Source organism: Mycobacterium sp. (assembly GCF_040509115.1).
In the GTDB taxonomy this organism is placed as follows: Bacteria; Actinomycetota; Actinomycetes; order Mycobacteriales; family Mycobacteriaceae; genus Mycobacterium.
Map to the genome: position 1 here is coordinate 14,356 of NZ_JBEVLO010000435.1, position 17,701 is coordinate 32,056.

Consider the following 17,701-nt stretch of genomic DNA (forward strand, 5'->3'; position numbering starts at 1 on the left):
ATCACCTCCGCACCGGGATGAGGTTGCGGATGGCGTCGCCGCCGACGTTGGCGACCAGGCTCAGCAGCAGCACGGCGAGGCCGGGAACGCCGGGCACCCACCACTGACTCAGCAACTGACTCAGCGTGCGTGCGGTGTCCGCGCCGAGTTCGGGTGCGGGAGCTTGCTGCCCGAGCCCGAGGAACGACAGCGCGGCCAGCAGCAGGACGACGTTGCCAACGTCCAGACTGGCGGTGACGACGGCCGTCGGCACCACGCCGGGCAGCAGGTGCCGGGAGAGGATCCGCGGCCAGCTGACCCCTGCCAACCGGGCGGCCTCGACGTGGGGGCGCGCGGCAAGGGCCTTGACCTCGCCACGCACGATGCGCGCGTAATAGGGCCACCACACCAGCGCGACCCCGATCAGGGTGTTGACCAGTCCGGACCCCAGCGCGGCGACGATCGCGATGGCCACCAGCGCGCCTGGCAGGGCGAGGAAGAGGTCCGTGACGCGCATCAGCACGCCGTCGAGCCAGCCGCCTGCGGCGCCCGCGACGAGGCCGACGGCACCGCCGATGAGCAGGCCGCTGGCCACGACGACGAGTGCGCTCAGCCAACTCACCTGAATCCCGACCAGGGTGCGCGACAACAGGTCCCGCCCGATCCCGTCGGTCCCGAGCAGGTGGCCGGTGCTCAGCGGCGGCAGGTTGAGAGCGCCGACGGGCTGCACGGGGTTGAACGGGGCGAGTTGGCGGGCGAACACCGCGAGCAGGGTGAGCGCACCGAGCAGCCCGACCAGTGCCCACGCGACCGGTCGCGCGAGCCGTGCGCCACCGAACGTCATGGGCCGCAGCCGCCCTCGCGGCAGTAGCGGGACCGACGTGCTGGTCATGACGCGGCCCCCTCGGCGATCTCGGGCACCGCGGCGAGCAGGGTTCGGGTGTACGACTCACGCGGTTCGGAGATCACCTGCTCGGCGGGGCCCACTTCGACGACGCGGCCCGCCTGCATCACGGCGATGCGATCGCCCATCAACCGGGCGACGGCGAGGTCGTGGGTGACGAACAGGACCGTCATCCCGAGCTGGGCGCGGAGGTCGCGGATCAGGGCGAGCACGCTCTTGGCGAGCGAGGCGTCCAGGGCACTGGTTGGCTCGTCGCATAGCAGCACCGCGGGCGGCAGCATCGTGGCGCGCGCCAGACCGACGCGTTGCCGCTGGCCGCCGGACAGTTCACCGGGGCGGGCCCTGGCCACCTCGGGCGGCAGGTCGACGGCGGCGAGGGCCGCGGTCACCCTGTCGCGGATCTCGGACCGGGACAGCTTGTTCCCGCGGAGCCGCTCCCCCAGCATCTCGCCGATGCTCAGCCACGGGGTCAGCGACGATCCCGCGTCCTGGAACACCATCTGCGCGCCCCCGTTGCCACTGAGCTCGATCGACCCCGAGGTGGGCTTGTCCAGTCCGGCGACGATGCGCAGCAGAGTCGACTTGCCGGAACCACTTTCACCGACGATCGCCAGTGCCTCACCCTTGGCGACGTCGAGGTCGACGCCGTCGACTGCCGCGATCTCGGTACGCCTACCCCTGCCGCGCCGGACACCGAACGTGCGGCGCAGGTCGCGAATGCGCACCGCGGGCTCCTGCGCCTCCTTGGCGGTCGTGAACCGCTCGTCCCTTGGCATCGTCAGAGTCAGCCGCGACGCCAGCAGCGACCGGGTGTAGTCGTGCCGCGGGTTGCGCACGACGTCGGCGGCGGCGCCGATCTCGACGAGCTCGCCGCGGTACAGCACGGCCAGCCGGTCGGCGATCTGGTCGGCGACGCCGAGATCGTGGGTGATCATCAGGACCGAGCAGCCAAAGTCGTCGCGCAGTTCGCGCAGCAGCGCCAGCAGTTGCGCCTGCACCGTGACGTCAAGTGCGGTGGTGGGTTCGTCGGCCACCACCAGGCTCGGCCGGTTCGACTTCCCGTCGCTTCGCTCGCCGCGGCCTGCGACGGCGATGGCCGCCATCACCCGCTGCCGCAGCCCACCGGACAGCTCGTGCGGGTACACCCGCAGCCGTAGTTCGGCGTCGCGGACGCCGACGGTCTGCAGCAGCCGGACCGATTCGGCGTCGTCCCCGGTGACCTCGCCGATCTGCCGCCCGATCCGCATCGTCGGGTTCAGCGACGTCATCGGGTCCTGGAAGATTGCGCCGAGCAGATCGCGCCGTACCTTCCGCAGCTCCGCGGGCTTGGCGCGCAGCATGTCGGTGCCGCCGACGGTGACGCTGCCGTCGACTTGGGGCGACGACGCGTCCGGCAGCAGACCGAGCAGGCTCAGCGCGAGCACGCTCTTGCCGGAGCCCGACTCGCCGACCAGACCAAGGATCTCCCCCGGTCGGATCTGGAGGTCGACGTCTTTGAGAACCTGGTTGCGAATCCCGTTGCGTACCAGCGATAGGGAGAACCCGGCGACTTCGGCAACCGGGGGCGTGGGTTCGGTCACGTCGTCATCTCCGCGACGGGCGGCGGGAAGAGCGCTGGGGAATCGAGGACGGCCCGGTGAATCTCGCCCGGTGTGGTGAACCAGGCGCCGCCGGCGGCGGCGATGTGCGACAGTGCGCGGCGGACGGCGGCGAGCCGGAACGGCACTCCGGTGATGAACGAGTGCAGCACGATGCTCATCACCAGTGGGACCTCGGTTGCGGCCGCGGACAATTCGGCGAACTCGTCGACGATCATCGCCGCGAACTCGGGCGCGGAGGCTCGCCTTCCGATCATCGTCGAGGAATCGTTGATCTCCGCGTTGTACGGAATGGCCAGCAGGGGGCCGTTCTTCGTGGTCAGCCAGACGGGCTGGTCGTCGAGTCGGAGATCGAGCAGGTACCGGTAGCCGACGTCGGCGAGCAGGCTCAGCGTCGCCGGGGTGTGACTGAGCCACGGGCTCGACCACCCCTGCGGCGCCGTTCCCTCCCGCGCATGGATGCGGTCGGCGACGTCGGCGAGGTAGGCGCGCTCGGCGTCGGGCGTCATCGTCGCCAGCGAGTCGGAGTTCGACCGGCCGTGGCCGACGACCTCGGCGCCCACGGTCCTGGCCGCCGTCACCACGTCGGGTGCCTCGTCGTACACGTCGGTGTTGAGCAGCACCGTCGGCGGGATGCCGAGGGATCCGAGCGTCTCGAAGATCCGGAACGCCCCGACCCGGTTCCCGTAATCCCGCCACGCGGTGTTCACCAGGTCGGGCGCAGGAACTCCTGGCAGGATGTCCTCGGTGTGCCCGTCGCCGAAGCGGTAGGACTCCACCCCGACGCAGACGACCACTGCCAGTTGCGCACCGCCCGGCCAACTTCCGGCCACGCGGCCGGTCAGGGGTGAGTAGCGATATTCGGCGGGGTTGTTCACGAGTTCTTCCTCAAGGGCGTGAGCCAGCGGGTGAAGCCAACGTCGGTCTTGGCCGCGCGGCGCACGATGTGCTGGTAGGCCGGGTACAGTTCGCCAGCGCCGGAGCGGGCGGCGTGGATGGCCGGGAGCTTGGCGGCGAAGGTCTCGCGCACCTCGTCGAGCAGTGCGGTCTCGTCGACGGTGGTGACGTGGCCGTGCTCGGCGACCACGCGGCCCGCCACCATGGTCAGCACCACGTCGCGGCCGTCTTCGCAGTGCACCAGTTGCTCACGGAGGTCGTTGAGCGGGGTGAACGCGATGGCGTGCAGGTCGACCATGGCCAGGTCGGCCAGCATGCCCGGTGTCACCGCGCCGAGGTCGGACCGGCCGGTGGCGCGGGCGCCGCCCTGCCATAGCGCGCCGAGAACCTCTGTGGGAGTAGGCCAGTCGTCACTGTCGAGGCCCGAGACGTTGTGAATCAGGCCTGCGATCTTCGCGACGGTCCACACGTTGATGGTGTCGTCGCAGATCGCCTCGTCGGTGCCGAGCGCGACGGGGATGCCGTGGGAGAGCATGGCCCGCCATGGCAACACACCGCTGCCGAGGCGCAGGTTGCTGACCGGGTTGTGCACGACGGTCGAGCCTGCGTCGGCGATGGCGTCCAGGTCGGCGTCGTCGACCCAGACGGCGTGAATCACGTTGGTGTGCGGCTTGAGAAGCCCTGCGGTGGCGGTGTATTGAACGAGCGACCGGCCCTCGAACCGCGGCTGCTGGGTCATCAGGGTGCGCTGGACCTTGGTCTCCAGCATGTGGGCGTACATGGGCAGGCCGTGACGCTCGGCCAGATCGTCGAGCGCGGCGAAGTAGTCGAGGCTGACGCGCTGCGGCGCGGAGATGGACACCGCCGCCCTGATCCGATCGTCGGCGGCGCCGTGCCAGGTGGTGAGCAGGTGGTCGTAGGCCGCCAGCAGCTCGTGCGCGCCGGCGGGAGCGGGAGCGTCGAAGGCGCGGCGGGACGCGTCGTCGAGTTCGTCGACGAACGGGAGCTTCTCGGCCTCGGTCAGCTCCGGCTGGTCGAGGGCGAGGAACGCGCGGATTCCGCTGTCCCGGTACGCCGATGCGACGGCGTCGATGATCTCGGGATCGGGCCCCGGCATGAGGAAGGCGTCGTCCTGCACGCAGGTGATGCCGCGCTGCAGCATCTCGATGGCGCCGAGGATGGTCCGCAGGTAGGCCTCGCGCGGTGTGGGTGCCAGCACGGGGTCCGACGGCGACTCGAACAGCATGAAGAGTTCGAGCGGGAGGCTGCGCACCGAGCCCTTGAGATGGTTGGCCGGAGAGTGGAAGTGGGCGTTGATCAACCCCGGCAGCAGCAGGTGCCGCCCACCGCCGTCGACGATCCGCGCGTCGGGTGGGATGGGCAGGTCGTGGTCGACGGCGGCGATCCGGTCGCCGTCGACGAGGACGTCGAGCGGGCCGGTCATTGCCGTCGTCGAGGCGGCGTCGTAGACGAACACCCGACGGAATAGGACGGTCACGACCGCTCCAGCCGGTAGTCGGGCAGGTTTGGTACGGCCGCAAAGGTGTTGGCGCGCGAGGTGTTCAAGCTCATTGCCACCAGCCCGGCCGCGACGCCGATGCCCGCCGCAACGCCGTCGACGACGGGGACTCCGAGCGTCTCGGTGAGTGGGTCGACGAGGTCGGCGAGTCCGGCGCAGCCGAGCACGACCGCTTCGGCGCCGTAGGCATCGATGGCTCCGCGGGCGGCGTCGGCGAACGCCTCCAGAAGGTGCGTGGACCCGTCGACGAGGTCGGCGACGCCGACGTCGACGGCGACCACGTCGCAGCGGTGTCCGAGCCCGAGGTCGCGGACTACGCGCTGGCTGTGGGCGATGGTCCTCGCGGGCAGCGTGACGATGACGAACCGGTGCGCAACCAGGCACGCGGTCTGCAGGGCGGCCTCGGTCATGCCGACGACGGGGCACGTCGCGATCTCGCGCGCGGCGGCGACGCCGGTGTCCCCGAAGCAGGCGACGACGAACGCGTCGGTGTCGTCCTGACGACGTCGCACCAATTCGATCACGCCGAGGGCGGCGACGGCCTCCTCGGCGTGGCTCTCGACGCTCGGCACCCCGACCGCGGGGTGCACGCCGGTGACCGTCACGCCCGCGCCTGCGACGTTGCGCGCGGCGGCGGTGATCGTGGCAGTCAGCTCGGGCGACGTGTTCGGGTTGATCACGGTGATCCTGGTCATCGCGCCAGCTCCGCGGTCACGGCGGCGACGAGTCCGTCGATACCGTTGGCGCTGACCGCAATTCGGGCGGCAGCTGCGCCGATGCGTGCCGCGGCGTAGGGGTCGCGACTGCGCAGGTACTCGACGGCAAAGGCTCCGCAGAACGCGTCGCCTGCCCCGGTGCTGTCCACGGCGTCGACGACGTCGGCGGGAGTCGGTGTCGGTGCGGGCCGTTGGCGGGTCGCCACCAGAGCACCCGCCTCGGCGAGCTTGACGACGACGGTGTGCGGGCCGAGTTCGAGCAGGGTTCTCGCGGCGCGGACCGGGTCGCCGGTGCCCGTCAGCGCGGTGGCCTCGACCTCGCTGGGCAGGAACACGTCGCATGCGCGCACCGCGTCGAGTAGCGCGCTCTCGTTGCCCGCGACGTAGTCCTCCTGCGGGTCGAAGAAGATGGTCGCCGCGGTGTGAGCCCGCAACCAGGCAGCCAGTCTCAGTTGGGGATTCAGCGCCATCGCCGACAGCAGCACGCCGTCGGCGGCCAGCACCTCGTCCGGAACGTCGGCGGGGTGCACCGATAGGTCCTCGAAGTGCTCCTCTCCGAGGACGAGGTCCCACTCCCGGCCACCGGCACCGTCGTAGCGGATCACGTTGCGGATCGTGGGCAGGTCGCGGCGAGGCAGCGACGCGGGGTCGGTCCCTGCCCGTCTGATGGCCGCGAGCAGGGCGGGGGTCGCATCGTTGCCGAGCGGCGCCAGGATCCTGGGAGCGCCGCCTGCGAGCGTGGCGGCCAGCGCGGCGAAGAGGGCGTCGCCGCCGACGGATTCGACCCGCTCACCCGACGGGGCGACGGCCTCGTCGATGGTGAGGTTCCCGACGCACAGCAGATCGGGTCGCTCAGCCACGGCGCACCGCGGCGTCGTAGGAGCTGAGGCCAAGGTGGTAGCCGACCAATTGGGCGGGCAGTAGATACAGCAGCGGGGACAACGCCTCGGGGACCGCAGGCAATGCGATGACCGGTGCGCCGAGGTGATCGAACGCGCGCTCGCCATCGGTGGTGACGACATACAGCCGGCCGCCCCAGCGCAGGGCGTCGGTGCCGGTGTCGACGGCGCGGGGCACCGACGGTCCGGACGGGGCGAGCAGGAAGAGCGGCTCCCCCGCCTTCTGTGAGTTGTAGTGGTGGTACTCCTCGACCTGGATCTCGGTGGCGTGCAATTGAGTGCACTCCTTGACCTTGGCAGCGCCGACGATTGCGGACGCCAGGTTCGGGCCTGCGCCGGAGAACAGCACGGTGCCCACCCCGGCATCGACTTCGGCCGCGGCGATGTCGGCGACGATCGGGTCGACGTGCTCGAGAACCTGGCTCATCAGGTCGGGCAGCGAGCCGAACGCGGTGCGCAGCGTCGACGCCCCCGGTGCGGCGCGGCGCTCGCCGACTCCGATGGCGAGTTCGAGCAGCAGGGCCAGCGCCGCGGTGGACGACTGGGTGGGCCAGCCGATCCGGGTGGCCTCGATCCTCAGCGCCGTGGTGGCCTCGGTCTGCAGGGTCGAGCCGATGGTGTTGGTGATGGCAACGGTATACGATCCACGTTCCTGAGCCATCAGCAACGCTTCGACGGTCCTGGTGGTCTCACCCGAGCTGGATAGGGCGATGACGGCAACGTCCTCGTCGACCAGACCCGACTGGTAGTAGGCGAACTCCAGGCTCTGCACTGGCTCGCACGGCACGCCGAGCATGCTCTCGAGGGCCTGGCGAGCGGCCACCATCACGGCGAGCGAATCACCACAGCCGACGAGGACGACTCTGCGCACGCCCGCCGCGATTCGATCGGCAATGACGCCGAGAGCTGCGGTGTTCGCCTTGAGTGTGGCTGCAATCGCGGCGGGTTGGCCGTACAGTTCCGGCCCGGTCGCCTCGACCCGCAAACGCAGCTTCGCGTCGAGGGGATCGTTGGTCGGGAGGGCGAGGATGTGGGCGCGCTCGGCGTCGGAGACCCGCTGCACGACCTCCCGTTGGCGCTGGCCAAGTGGGCTGGTCAGCGGGTCGAGCAAGGGACTGGAGAGGGCACTCATGATTTCGCAGACGGTATACCGTTTATGTTTCTGGAGGATGACGTTCCGCACCAATCCGGTTACGTGACGGACGTCAGCCGCCCACAGCGACTCCCGGTCGGTACGGAATCCGTTCCCACGATCAGCTGGGTCCGTCTCAGATCCGGACTAGATTGGAATCGGCCCAGTTCACCGGCGGCCGAAGTTTGCCACTCATGGCGTCGGCAACGATATCCGTCGCCAGTCAATCGCTTTCATCAGCGCCGTTGCGGATTCGAGCTACCTGACCTGGTATTGACGCCCCAGCAGAAGCTTTTCGAGTGCTGCGAAATCCGGACATTAGGTGCCGATCACGTTGTATCTTCACGCTACGTCGAGTCAACGGCGTGCCCTCCATTCGCATGCCGACCGAGCCAATCGGCCGTCGTGCGCACTTCGAAGCGAGGAGGGACGCATGTCAATCACAGGCATGTCGCCCATGGGAACCACCCGGCTCTACCGTCCCGATCCGGCCCGCATCGGCGTCGACGAGAAGTGGGATCGCGCAACGGCCCGGGCCAGGCCGCTGGCGGACTCCGTCGTTGTGACGGTGCGCGGTGAGATCGACGCAGGCAACGGCGTTGCGCTGGCCGGCTACGTGGAACGCCAGGTCGGCATGGCCGCGACGTTGGTCCTCGACCTCGGCGAGGTCGAGTTCTTCGGCACCGCGGGCCTCACCGCGCTGCGCCGGGTCGACCTGTGCTGCGAGCGCATCCGCTGGGTGCTGGTCGCCAGCCCCGCGGTCAAACGGGTGCTCCGGGTCTGCCATGCCGAAGATCTTCCGCAGGCCGAGAGCGTCGCGATGGCAGTGCGCCACCTCCGCCGACTGGACGTGGGGTCCGGCACCGGGGGAAGCTCACCCGCGAACGGGCCGATGAGCCTGGACCGCGGCCGCGCCACGCTCATCACCTACTGACCGCAACCCGGCGACCACGCCATCGACGTCGGCTTCCGGGCGGTTCTGACTGAGTTTGAACTTGGCGTCGATCCGCGTGATCGCCAGTTCGACACCAACGATCGCGCGCAGTTGCCCCTCGAAGAACCTCTGCGGAGCATCGTCGACCGACCACGGCGCAGGCCGCTGCTGCTCGTGGTGATCGGTGAGCCTGCGGACCAGATCCGCCAGCCAGGCCGTGTCGTCATGGATCGTCACGACGCCGTGGACGTGGGCGGTCACGTAGTTCCAGGTCGGTACGACACGTCCGTGCTCGGCCTTGGAGGCGTACCACGTGGGCGTGACGTAGGAGTCCGGGCCGCGCACGATGACGAGCGCCTCGGCTCCGTCGACGTGTCGCCAGTGGTCGTTGTTCCTGGCGAAATGGCCTTGCAGCGTCGCGCGGTCATGGTCGTACAGAAACGGCAGCATCGTGGCCTGCAGACCCTCGGATCCCGATGTGACGAGGTCGGCGGCACCATGGTTGATCAGCAGGTCCCGCACTGCCTCGTCGTCCGGCGCGAAGTGGGTGGGAACGTACATGTCACCATCATCCCCGCGACCGGGACCCGATCGCATCCGAATATGCTCGCGTCATGGTCAATCAAGAGCAGGCGGACCGGATGACGTCGGGCAGCGGCTTCATCGCCGCTCTGGATCAGAGCGGTGGGTCGACCCCGAAGGCGTTGCGGCTGTACGGCATCGACGAGAACACGTACTCGTCGGATGCCGAGATGTTCGACCTCATCCACCAGATGCGCACGCGCATCGTCACCTCCCCTGCCTTCGGCGGCAACCGTATCCTCGGCGCCATCCTGTTCGAGGAGACGATGGACCGAGACATCGCGGGCAGGCCGTCGGTCGACTACCTCTGGCAGGACAAGGGCGTGGTTCCATTCCTCAAGATCGACAAGGGGTTGACCGACCCAGCCGACGGGGCGCAGACGATGAAGCCCATCGGCGACCTCGACGCACTGCTGGCGCGGGCGGTACGGAAGGGAATCTTCGGCACCAAGGCACGGTCGGTGATCGGAGCCGCCGACGCCAAGGGCATCGCCGCCGTCGTCGAGCAACAGTTCGACATTGCGCAGCAAGTGATTTCGCACGGGTTGGTCCCGATTCTGGAACCCGAGGTGACTGTGACGATCTCCGACAAGGCGCAGGCGGAGGACATCCTGCGCGATGAGCTGGGCACCCGACTCGACACCATTCCCCAGGGACAAAAGGTGATGCTCAAGCTCTCGCTCCCGACGGACGCCAACCACTACCAGGCGTTCACCAGCCATCCAAGGGTGATGCGCGTGGTCGCGCTGTCCGGCGGCTACTCCCGCGACGAGGCTGACGCATTGCTCGCCGAGAACACCGGTGTGATCGCGAGTTTCAGCCGCGCGCTGACCGAGGGGCTCTCAGCCGGGCAATCCGACGAGCAGTTCGACGCGACCCTGGATGCGGCGATCCAGTCGATCTACGATGCGTCGGTCTCCGGCTGAGGCGGTTTGGCGGCCGCCCACGGCCGGGCCGCCTCGTAGTTGGCGGCGGCCCGCAGGACCGCGGCGTCGCCCCGGTGGCGGCCTGCGATCTGCAATCCAACGGGCCTGCCGTCGCTGGTGAAGCCCGCGGGCACCGTGATGGCAGGCGTGGTCGTCATGTTGAAGGGATAGGTGAGCAGCCACCCCAGCAGCTGGCGTTGCAGCGACGTGCCGTCGAGCCATTCGGGGGCGAAGCGGTCCAGCGGGAAGGTGGGCGTGGCCAGCGTAGGACTGACGAGCACGTCGTAGGTCCGCATGAAGGCGCTGAACGTGTCCCACATCCTTCCGCGGAACGCCTCCGCCCTGCCGATTTCGACGGCGGTGAGCGTCTCGGCCTGCGCGAAGATCTCGATCAGGTTGTCGTCGACCTGGCCGCTCTGCGCCTTCCAGTCGAGCACGTCGTACTCGCAGGAGTAGCCGGGCACCCACAGGCCCTTCCACATGGCCTCCTCCGGGTCGCCCCAGTCCGGGGTCGCCTCCTCGACGTCGGCGCCGAGCGACTCGAAGGCGCGTACTGCTTCCGCGCAGATGGCGACCACCTCGGGGTCGACGTGGCCGAGGCCCAGATCGGGCGACCAGGCCACGCGCCAGCCCGCGACGTCGCCCTGCACGCTCGCCGCGTAGTCGATGCCGTCCGCGGGCACGCTGTTGGGGTCGGTGTCCGACGGACCTGCCATCACCGAGAACATCAGGGCGGCATCGGCCACGGTGCGGGTGATCGGACCGTGGAAGACGTGGGTGTAGTGCCGACCGTCGAGAAGGGTGTGCGGGATGCGCCCCAGCGAGGGCTTGAATCCGACCACCCCGCACATGGCCGCCGGAATGCGCACCGAGCCGGCGCCGTCCGCCCCCTCCGCTAGCGGCCCTAGGCCCGCGGCCACCGAAGCGGCGGCACCGCCGCTGGAACCGCCCGCCGTATGGCCTCGCTTCCACGGGTTGTGGGTGGGACCGTAGAGGTGGCTGTTCGTCCCGCCGTAGTACCCGAACTCGGGGGCGTTCGTCTTGCCGAGGAACAGACCACCGGCCTCCTTCAATCGGGTCACCACGGTGGCGTCGTGCGATCCGACGGTCCCCGCCAGTGGTTTGAGTGACGAATCGAACGGCAGACCCGCCATGGTGGTGAGCCCCTTGATCGAGAAGGGCACCCCATGCAGCCGTCCACGGCTGCGGCCCGCGGCCAGATCCTCGTCGAGGTCCTTCGCGTCCGTCTCTACCTGTTCGCGGTCAAAGTGGATGTAGGCGTTCAGCTTTGGATTGATCGCCTCGATCCGGTCGGCGAACGCTCCCGCGATCTCGGTCGGCGAGATCGAGCCGGCCCGGACCGCATCGGCGAGCTCGGTGGCGGGTGTCCAACACAGTTCGTCTTCGGTCACCGGTCCAGACTAGGAAGCGGGTGGGTTCGCCGCATCCCGGGGACGCTAGGACGACGCCGCAGGGGTGACGAGGAACTTCTCCCCGGTCGCGCGTTTGACGTAGGCGGTGAAGGCCTCGGGTGCGAGCATTCCGGCCAGTGACACCTCTTGGGTGTAGGTGCTCGCGAACGTCGTGGTGAGTTCGGCGGCCACCCGGGCGCGGAGTCGGGCGAAGGTGTCGGCGCCTGCCTTCTGCAGGAAGGGGGTGAGCAGCCAACCTCCGAGTCCCCACGCCAATCCGAAATTCCTGGTGAGGACCGTCGGTCCGGTGTCGAGGCCGCCGTACAGGTACACCTGCTTGTGCACCGCCGACCCGTAGTTGGAGTACGCCGCGTCGGTGGCGGAGACCGCTCGCTCCATGGCGTTGAGGATCTGGCTGGCCAGCGTTCCCCCGCCGGTGGCGTCGAACGCGAGTGTCGCCGACGTCGCCTTGAGCGCCTCGGTGAGGTCGGCCGTGAATGACGGCGACTCCGAGTTGCAGACATGCACTGCGCCAAGCGATCTGAGCAGCTCTTCCTGCTCGGGCTTGCGAACGACGTTGACCAGGGGCACCCCGTCCGCCAGGCAGATCTTGACCAGCATCTGGCCCAGATTCGACGCCGCCGCGGTGTGCACCAGAGCGGTGTGGCCCTCGCCGCGCATGGTCTCCACCATGCCGAGAGCGGTCAGCGGGTTGACGAAGGCCGACGCCCCGTCCGCGGCGGTCACGCCGTCGGGCAGGACCAGGCATGCGGTCGCGTCGATCGCCCGGTACTGCGTGTACATGGCGCCACCCGCGATGCCCACCAGCTTGCCAAGCAGGGCCTGCGCCTCTGGCGACGACCCGGCGGCCACCACGGTGCCCGCGGCCTCGTTGCCGACGGGCAGCGATTCGTCCAGGCGCGCCGAAAGTCGTTCCAGCGCATCCGCTCCCAGGGACGCCGTGACGACGGGCCGGTCCGGGGTGCCCGTCACCGTTGCGGTCGACATGTCGGCCGACGCGACGAGCAGGCCCAGGTCCGACGGGTTGATCGGGGCTGCCTCCACCCGCACCAGCACCTCGTTGGAGGCGGGGGTCGGTACCGGGACGTCGTGCAGCGAGAGCTCCAAAGTGCCGTGCGACGTCACCAACGAACGGAGCTCCAGTGCGGTGGCGGGTAGTTCAGCGGTCATGGGCGGTGCCTCGTTCCGTCGTGGGTCTGGTGACCGGTCCGGTTACCGGTCTGGTGGCCATCTGGTGACCATTGAACGCCGTCGCGGTCGGAGTCCATTGAACGCCGTCGCGGTCGGAGTCCATCCCCTACGGTGGAGGCCATGGCTGAGGTGGACGGATTTCATCCCGACTTCGACGACTTCAACGATGCCAACGATGCCAACGACGCCGACGACGCCCCCGTCACGCGCAATCGCGTTCGCCACGTCAAGGCTTCCGAACTGGACGCCAACACCGCCCAGTCCGACGGCATGCAGCGCTTCGCCGCACTCAGCGGGAAGTCCGTTGGCACCGAGAAGCTGTGGATGGGTGAGACCGTCGCAGCGCCAGGCACGATGTCGGCCAATCATCATCACGGCGAGTCGGAGACGGCGATCTTCATCCGGAGCGGCCATCCGGAGTTCGTGTTCTTCGACGGGCAGGACGAGGTGCGAATCGCCACCGAGCCGGGTGACTACGTCTTCGTTCCGCCTCATCTGCCCCATCGCGAGGAGAACCCCGACCCGAGCACGCCTGCGGAGCTGGTGATCGCCCGCAGCACGCAGGAGGCGATCGTCGTCAACCTGCCTGCCCTCTATGCGCTGTAGGGCAGTTCAGCCCGCAGAAGGTATCCTTGCGGCGCAGCTGGTCTGCCGACGTACTTCCCGACACGGGAAGGGCGTCGGCACCGAGTGCCGCAGCTCGAAAGGCTCGGCGCGAGAGGGAACCCGGTGAGAATCCGGGACTGTCCCGCAGCGGTATGCAGGAACGACCGCCGTCATCAGCACTGGTCCCAACGGGCCGGGAAGCGACGGCCAGTAGGGGCACCGAGACGTGCGCGCCTGTGAGTCCGAAGACCTGCCAGCCGTACCGGGCGCAGCCGCACCCGGTGGTTCATCGCCTCGCGGAATGGGCAATGGCCGAAGCGCAGCACCCCCGTGGGGATCGTTGCGCTCGGTGCAGCGCCCCCTGGTGATGGCCATCCCGCCGGATCAACAGGACACCCCATGACCGCACACAACGACACCCCCAGTCGCTCCGCTACCCACCGACCCTTCACCGCCACCATCCTCGGCTCGCCGCGCATCGGCCCCAACCGGGAACTCAAACGCGCCGTCGAGAAGTACTGGGCGGGGCGCATCGACCGGGCTGAACTCGAAGACGTCGCCGCCACGCTGCGCCGCGACACCTGGGCGTCGCTCGCCGCGGCGGGCCTGGACTCCATCCCCGTCAACACGTTCTCCTACTACGACCTGATCCTGGACACCACCGTTCTGGTCGGCGCCCTGCCACCGCGTGTCGCCGGCGTCGGCCAGGGCGATTCGGCCGATCTCGACCGGTACTTCGCCGCTGCCCGCGGCACCGACGAGATCGCGCCGCTGGAGATGACCAAGTGGTTCGACACCAACTACCACTACCTGGTCCCCGAGATATCCGCCCGCACCCGCTTCGCCCTCGATCCCGCCAAGATCCTCGCCGAGCTGAAGGAGGCAAGGGCGCTTGGCATTCCGGCCCGACCCGTGGTGGTCGGTCCCGTCACGTTCCTGGCTCTCGCCAAGGGCGTCGACGGGGCAGGGCCACCCATGGGCCGACTCGACGACCTGATCGCGGTCTACGCCGAACTGCTCGCCGTGCTCGCCGAGGTTGGCGTCGAGTGGGTGCAGTTCGACGAACCGGTCCTGGCCACCGACATCGTCGACGACGCAGCCCAACTCGCCGAGCACGCCTATGGGATTCTCGGCGGCATCGTGAGGCGGCCCGCCATCTTCGTCGCCACCTACTTCGGCGAGCTCGCCGACGCCCTGCCCGCCCTGGCGCGCACGCCGGTCGAGGCCATCGGCATCGACCTCGTCGCGGGCAGCGCCTCGGCCGTCGCGGCGGTGCCCGAGATGGCCGAAAAGGTGATCGTCGCTGGTGTGGTCGACGGCCGCAACGTCTGGCGCACCGACCTGGAGGCTGCCATCGGCACCTTGGTCACCCTCCTGAATTCGGCTCAGCGCGTGGCGGTTTCGACGTCGTGCTCGACACTGCACGTGCCGTACGCCCTGGACGCCGAGACGGACGTCGACGCGGCACTGCGCAGCTGGCTCGCCTTCGGCGCTGAGAAGGTCACCGAGGTGGTGACGCTGGCACGTGGGCTGCGTGATGGCCGGGACGCCGTCGCCGACGACGTGAACTCATCGAACGCCGCCATCGCCTCGCGGCGCGCCGATCCTCGGCTCAGCAACGACCATGTGCGCGGGCGGATCTCGTCCATTGCCGCCTCCGGCGCCACCCGCGGGCCCGCCGATGCGCGCCGCGACGCCCAGAACGAGCGTCTGCATCTGCCTCCGCTGCCGACCACCACCATCGGCTCCTACCCGCAGACCTCGGCGATCCGCGTCGCGCGAGCCGCGTTGCGGGCCGGAGACATCGATCAGGCCGAGTACACCAGGGACATGCAGGCCGAGGTGGCCTCGGTGATCGCACTGCAGGAGGAGCTCGGCCTAGACGTCCTGGTGCACGGCGAGCCGGAGCGCAACGACATGGTGCAGTACTTCGCCGAGCAGCTGGACGGTTTCTTCGCAACGCGGAATGGCTGGGTGCAGTCCTACGGCAGCCGGTGCGTGCGTCCGCCGATCCTCTACGGCGACGTCAGCCGACCGCATCCCATGACCGTGGAGTGGGCGACCTATGCGCAGTCCCGGACGCGCAAACCGGTCAAGGGAATGCTGACGGGGCCGGTGACGATCTTGGCGTGGTCGTTCGTCCGCGACGATCAACCGTTGGCCGACACCGCGAGCCAGATCGCGTTGGCCATTCGAGACGAGACCGTCGACCTGCAGAAGGCGGGCATCGCCATCATCCAGGTCGACGAGCCCGCGCTGCGCGAACTGTTGCCGCTGCGGTCCGAGGACAAGGCCGACTACCTGGCCTGGGCCGTCGCCGCCTTCCGGCTGGCCACCTCGGGGGTCGCCGACACGACACAGATCCACACCCACCTGTGCTACTCGGAGTTCGGCGAGGTGATCGGTGCCATCGCCGATCTGGATGCCGACGTCACGTCCATCGAGGCGGCCCGGTCGCACATGGAGATCCTCGACGATCTGAACGCGATCGGCTTCTCCAACAGCGTCGGCCCTGGCGTCTACGACATCCACTCCCCACGGATTCCCAGCACCGAGGAGATGACGACCTCATTGCGTGAGGCACTGAGAGCGGTTCCCGCCGAAAGACTCTGGGTCAATCCGGACTGCGGCCTCAAGACGCGGACCACCGACGAGGTGACCGTCTCGTTGCGCAACATGGTCGCCGCGGCCAAGCAGGTACGCACGGGCTGACGCCGGCGACCAGACCGGTTCTGTTCGCCATGGCGCTTGCCTGGTCAGCGGAGCCAGCCGGCGGGCACGACGACGAGGGTGGTGGGGGTCGTGGAAGTCTGCGCCCCCACCGCCCTTGTCTTCGTGCGGACCTCTGGCGCATGGTGGGCTACATGCCTCACCGCGCGGTTGGCCGCACGCGTCAAACCGCCGTCGTGCTCACCGCGACCGTGCTGGCGCTCGCCGGCTGCGCGACGAGCCCCATACCGCCGACGCTCGCCGTGCCACCCGCGCGGCCTTCGGCCACCACCGCGCCCGCTCCAGCGATCATGCTGGACGAGCCCACCGAGCCGATCGTCGACCCGGGTGCGCAACCTCGGCTCCCGGCCGACCCCGCTCAGCTGGCCGACGACCTCGTCGCCGACGAGCAGGCTCTGCGGGACCCGTCGGCGACGGAGCAGGCGCTGGCGGCGGCGGCCCACCGGCAGCAGGCCACCTACCGCGCGATCGGACGCCACCCCGAATGGGACGCCGTCACGCGGCCGAGGATCCCACCGTCGTTGCTCGAGACCTACGATCGCAACGTCGACGCCCGCAGGCAGCTCACCGCGATGGCCCACGTCAAGGACACGCTGCCCGCCTGGCGCATCCAATCGCCAGCCCCAGCCGAGGAATTGCTGGGTTACTACCGCGATGCGGAGTCGGCGTTCGGCGTGGGCTGGAACTACCTCGCCGCGATCAACTTGATCGAGACCCACTTCGGGAGCATCGACGGCACCAGCACCGCAGGCGCGCAGGGTCCCATGCAGTTCATGCCGTCGACGTTCGCCGCGTACGGCGAGGGCGGCGACGTCGATTCGCCGCGCGACAGCATCATGGCGGCAGGCCGCTACCTGGCCGCCAATGGCTTCGGTGCCGATGCAGACCACGCCATCTACCGGTACAACAACGCCGACGAGTACGTCCGAGCGGTGCACGACTACGCCGCAGTGCTCGCCGCCGACCCCGCGGCATTCGCCGGCTACTACCGCTGGGACGTCTACTACTACTCGACCGCCGGTGACGTGCTGCTCCCCATCGGCTATGCGGCGACGTCACGGATCCCGGTCGCCGACTACCTGGCGGCCCATCCGCAGTGAGCGGCGATGAGTACTGCGCGACGGGCTGGTCTAGCTACTCGTGACCAGAACCAACCTCTCCATGTCCATCTCCGCCGACGGCTACGTGGCGGGGCCCGATCAGAGCGCGACCGATCCGCTCGGCGTCGGCGGACCGGCCCTGCACGAATGGCACCTGGGACCGGCGAAGGACCACCCGGTCAACCGCCAGGTCGTATCGGACATGATGGCAGGAATGGGCGCAACCATCATGGGCCGCAACATGTTCGGCCCAATCCGCGGTGAATGGGGCGACTCTGACTGGCGAGGGTGGTGGGGTGAGGAGCCGCCGTACCACTGCCCGGTCTTCGTGCTGACCCATCATGCTCGCGATCCGATCGAGATGCAGGGCGGGACCACCTTCTACTTCGTCACCGACGGGATCGAGTCCGCGTACGCCAGGGCCAGGACCGTCGCCGGCGGGCGGGACATCTCGATCGCGGGTGGAGCGGCTTGTGCCCGCCAGGCGATCCGAGCCGGGTTGGTCGACGAGATCGACCTGCAGGTCAACCCGCTGATCCTCGGTTCGGGTGAGCG

At 69.1% G+C, this 17,701-nt stretch carries 16 protein-coding genes and 1 riboswitch; of the genes, 6 read left to right on the forward strand and 10 right to left on the reverse strand.

The genetic code is table 11. The annotated features are described in order from the left end of the window. Position 1 precedes the first annotated feature (1 nt). From ABW137_RS30055 to ABW137_RS30085, 7 genes are read right to left on the reverse strand one after another with little or no spacing between them, the layout of a single operon-like run. Positions 2–871 (reverse strand): ABC transporter permease, encoded by an 870-nt coding sequence (locus tag ABW137_RS30055; RefSeq protein WP_526405587.1) that lies wholly within the window; start codon positions 869–871, stop codon positions 2–4. After that, the gene (locus tag ABW137_RS30060; RefSeq protein ID WP_526405589.1) at positions 868–2,463 is read right to left on the reverse strand and encodes an ATP-binding cassette domain-containing protein; all 1,596 of its coding nucleotides are present in this window, start codon (positions 2,461–2,463) and stop codon (positions 868–870) included. Before ABW137_RS30060 ends, ABW137_RS30055 begins: the two co-directional genes overlap by 4 nt. Next, a complete protein-coding gene (locus ABW137_RS30065; protein ID WP_526405590.1) occupies positions 2,460–3,359 on the reverse strand; it encodes a polysaccharide deacetylase family protein in 900 nt (299 codons plus the stop codon). The genes ABW137_RS30060 and ABW137_RS30065 overlap by 4 nt, the downstream gene beginning before the upstream one ends. Next, positions 3,356–4,876, reverse strand: a complete 1,521-nt coding sequence (locus ABW137_RS30070) for an amidohydrolase family protein (protein WP_526405592.1) — start codon at positions 4,874–4,876, stop codon at positions 3,356–3,358. The genes ABW137_RS30065 and ABW137_RS30070 overlap by 4 nt, the downstream gene beginning before the upstream one ends. Continuing rightward, complete coding sequence (locus ABW137_RS30075; RefSeq protein WP_526405594.1) at positions 4,873–5,592, reverse strand: aspartate/glutamate racemase family protein; 720 nt, start codon at positions 5,590–5,592, stop codon at positions 4,873–4,875. Before ABW137_RS30075 ends, ABW137_RS30070 begins: the two co-directional genes overlap by 4 nt. Further along, positions 5,589–6,473 (reverse strand): carbohydrate kinase family protein, encoded by an 885-nt coding sequence (locus tag ABW137_RS30080; protein ID WP_526405596.1) that lies wholly within the window; start codon positions 6,471–6,473, stop codon positions 5,589–5,591. The genes ABW137_RS30075 and ABW137_RS30080 overlap by 4 nt, the downstream gene beginning before the upstream one ends. Beyond that, positions 6,466–7,644 carry an SIS domain-containing protein gene (locus ABW137_RS30085; RefSeq protein ID WP_526405598.1) on the reverse strand — a complete coding sequence of 393 codons (1,179 nt, stop codon included), beginning with the start codon at positions 7,642–7,644 and terminating at the stop codon, positions 6,466–6,468. Before ABW137_RS30085 ends, ABW137_RS30080 begins: the two co-directional genes overlap by 8 nt. A gap of 433 nt (positions 7,645–8,077) precedes the next feature. Between ABW137_RS30085 and ABW137_RS30090 the strand changes: the two genes are divergently transcribed. Then, positions 8,078–8,578, forward strand: a complete 501-nt coding sequence (locus tag ABW137_RS30090) for an STAS domain-containing protein (protein WP_526405600.1) — start codon at positions 8,078–8,080, stop codon at positions 8,576–8,578. Here the strand turns inward: ABW137_RS30090 and ABW137_RS30095 are convergent. Then, the gene (locus tag ABW137_RS30095; protein ID WP_526405602.1) at positions 8,519–9,139 is read right to left on the reverse strand and encodes an FMN-binding negative transcriptional regulator; all 621 of its coding nucleotides are present in this window, start codon (positions 9,137–9,139) and stop codon (positions 8,519–8,521) included. The two genes, ABW137_RS30090 and ABW137_RS30095, sit on opposite strands and share 60 nt — an antisense overlap. Before the next feature lie 53 nt (positions 9,140–9,192). On the opposite strand from ABW137_RS30095, the gene ABW137_RS30100 reads away from it, so the two are divergent. Next, positions 9,193–10,086, forward strand: a complete 894-nt coding sequence (locus ABW137_RS30100; RefSeq protein ID WP_526405604.1) for a fructose bisphosphate aldolase — start codon at positions 9,193–9,195, stop codon at positions 10,084–10,086. Here ABW137_RS30100 and ABW137_RS30105 read toward each other — a convergent pair. Together ABW137_RS30105 and ABW137_RS30110 are read right to left on the reverse strand one after the other, a co-directional pair. Next, positions 10,062–11,498 carry an amidase gene (locus ABW137_RS30105; RefSeq protein ID WP_526405606.1) on the reverse strand — a complete coding sequence of 479 codons (1,437 nt, stop codon included), beginning with the start codon at positions 11,496–11,498 and terminating at the stop codon, positions 10,062–10,064. The two genes, ABW137_RS30100 and ABW137_RS30105, sit on opposite strands and share 25 nt — an antisense overlap. Before the next feature lie 45 nt (positions 11,499–11,543). Next, on the reverse strand, positions 11,544–12,689 hold the full coding sequence (locus ABW137_RS30110) for a zinc-binding dehydrogenase (RefSeq protein WP_526405608.1): 1,146 nt from the start codon (positions 12,687–12,689) through the stop codon (positions 11,544–11,546). Positions 12,690–12,830: 141 nt separating this feature from the next. Here ABW137_RS30110 and ABW137_RS30115 point away from each other — a divergent pair, with 141 nt between their 5' ends. The 4 genes from ABW137_RS30115 to ABW137_RS30130 all read left to right on the forward strand — a co-directional run. Beyond that, the gene (locus tag ABW137_RS30115; RefSeq protein WP_526405610.1) at positions 12,831–13,316 is read left to right on the forward strand and encodes a cupin domain-containing protein; all 486 of its coding nucleotides are present in this window, start codon (positions 12,831–12,833) and stop codon (positions 13,314–13,316) included. A gap of 84 nt (positions 13,317–13,400) precedes the next feature. Then, positions 13,401–13,570: riboswitch (cobalamin riboswitch) on the forward strand. Between the two features lie 145 nt (positions 13,571–13,715). Continuing rightward, positions 13,716–16,028, forward strand: coding sequence for a 5-methyltetrahydropteroyltriglutamate--homocysteine S-methyltransferase (gene metE, locus ABW137_RS30120; protein WP_526405612.1), 2,313 nt, complete (start codon positions 13,716–13,718; stop codon positions 16,026–16,028). 152 nt (positions 16,029–16,180) lie between these two features. Next, positions 16,181–17,146: a lytic transglycosylase domain-containing protein gene (locus tag ABW137_RS30125; protein WP_526405614.1), complete on the forward strand. Its 966-nt coding sequence runs from the start codon at positions 16,181–16,183 to the stop codon at positions 17,144–17,146. 40 nt (positions 17,147–17,186) lie between these two features. After that, positions 17,187–17,701 (forward strand): dihydrofolate reductase family protein (locus tag ABW137_RS30130; RefSeq protein ID WP_526405615.1); only part of this gene is annotated, 515 nt, incomplete at its 3' end.

What these genes read in the sequence shown, in the direction of transcription:
- ABW137_RS30055 (WP_526405587.1), bottom strand. Translation starts at nt 871, where the DNA reads ATGACCAGCACGTCGGTCCCGCTACTGCCGCGAGGGCGGCTGCGGCCC.
- ABW137_RS30115 (WP_526405610.1), top strand. Translation starts at nt 12,831, where the DNA reads ATGGCTGAGGTGGACGGATTTCATCCCGACTTCGACGACTTCAACGAT.
- ABW137_RS30110 (WP_526405608.1), bottom strand. Translation starts at nt 12,689, where the DNA reads ATGACCGCTGAACTACCCGCCACCGCACTGGAGCTCCGTTCGTTGGTG.
- ABW137_RS30100 (WP_526405604.1), top strand. Translation starts at nt 9,193, where the DNA reads ATGGTCAATCAAGAGCAGGCGGACCGGATGACGTCGGGCAGCGGCTTC.
- ABW137_RS30090 (WP_526405600.1), top strand. Translation starts at nt 8,078, where the DNA reads ATGTCAATCACAGGCATGTCGCCCATGGGAACCACCCGGCTCTACCGT.
- ABW137_RS30125 (WP_526405614.1), top strand. Translation starts at nt 16,181, where the DNA reads ATGCCTCACCGCGCGGTTGGCCGCACGCGTCAAACCGCCGTCGTGCTC.
- ABW137_RS30075 (WP_526405594.1), bottom strand. Translation starts at nt 5,592, where the DNA reads ATGACCAGGATCACCGTGATCAACCCGAACACGTCGCCCGAGCTGACT.
- ABW137_RS30085 (WP_526405598.1), bottom strand. Translation starts at nt 7,644, where the DNA reads ATGAGTGCCCTCTCCAGTCCCTTGCTCGACCCGCTGACCAGCCCACTT.
- metE (WP_526405612.1), top strand. Translation starts at nt 13,716, where the DNA reads ATGACCGCACACAACGACACCCCCAGTCGCTCCGCTACCCACCGACCC.
- ABW137_RS30095 (WP_526405602.1), bottom strand. Translation starts at nt 9,139, where the DNA reads ATGTACGTTCCCACCCACTTCGCGCCGGACGACGAGGCAGTGCGGGAC.